Origin of the sequence: Aeromonas sp. 1HA1, assembly GCF_029237385.1 — a bacterium.
Taxonomy (GTDB): domain Bacteria; phylum Pseudomonadota; class Gammaproteobacteria; order Enterobacterales; family Aeromonadaceae; genus Aeromonas; species Aeromonas popoffii.
The window spans coordinates 1-930 of sequence record NZ_JAACGC010000193.1; the positions used below are offsets into that span (position 1 = coordinate 1).

2 protein-coding genes are annotated in these 930 nt (G+C 47.4%); one reads left to right on the top strand and one right to left on the bottom strand.

Features of this window, described 5'->3' with window-relative positions:
• Positions 1 to 34: 34 nt before the first annotated feature.
• The gene (locus GWQ22_RS21605) at positions 35 to 271 is read right to left on the bottom strand and encodes a hypothetical protein (protein WP_275931642.1); all 237 of its coding nucleotides are present in this window, start codon (positions 269 to 271) and stop codon (positions 35 to 37) included.
• A 145-nt stretch (positions 272 to 416) separates the two neighbouring features.
• Here GWQ22_RS21605 and GWQ22_RS21610 point away from each other — a divergent pair, with 145 nt between their 5' ends.
• Positions 417 to 602: a hypothetical protein gene (locus GWQ22_RS21610; protein ID WP_275931643.1), complete on the top strand. Its 186-nt coding sequence runs from the start codon at positions 417 to 419 to the stop codon at positions 600 to 602.
• The last annotated feature ends 328 nt before the right edge of the window (positions 603 to 930 follow it).

The following is a 930-nucleotide window of genomic DNA, read 5'->3' on the forward strand; positions in this document are numbered from 1 at the left end:
GGTGAAGGACAGGAAATCGATCTTGGTTTTGGCGTTATGACCAGTCATCAAAGAAGACCCCCTGATCATAGAAGCCGCGCCAAGTGGCATCGGTGACTTCGACAGGTACAAAATCGAAATCTGGGTAAGTATGTGAGAGATAACGACCAAGCTGGGGGAGATCGCGGAAGAACTCAACCTGACCAGCAACGCAGGCAGAAAACTCGCCCGTGGGCTCATGCTGCCAATACACATTGCGCTCTGGCTTAACTACGGCTGAAAAATCGCCCATCCCTTGCCCCTGAATCTGAAAACACATTTTCTAAGAAATAAGATTTCGGGCAAATCTTGCATCCTGAGTTCTTAGAAGTCAAGAAAACATTATTCTCTTAACTCATTTTGTTAGAATCTGGGAGTGAGTCAAAAAGGAGCAAAAAATGCCATCCAAACACATTGACGACAGCACATGGAGGCGCGTTGAATCGGAAACCGTTAAGGCCGTGATCGCCACCAGAACCAGCCTAAAGGACACCGAGATCCTAAAGCTGCTAATCCTAAAGGGGCTCGAATGTATCTCTGAAGATGATTACAGGAAGTACCTAAAGGACAAAGGCAGAGATTGAACGTAAAAAACCCCACATAGTTGTGGGGTTTTCTATTGGTGACATACACAGACGCCAGGTCGCGCATAACACGGGTTATATTAAAGATTTTCGGGCGTCTGGATGATGCCAGCACGCTGCCCCACATCCCTCCTACCTCAAAGCCCCCCTGCCCTGTTCGATTATGGCAGGGGGCCTAGTCTTCAACATAACCACTGATCACATTATGCGCGGTCAGGCTTGTAGGTAGAACAAAGGGGCCGGAGGCCCCTAGATATGAGATACATCAATGCGTTGTATCATTTTTCATCTATGTTATTGGGCTTAGAGCTATCACGATTAGCACGAA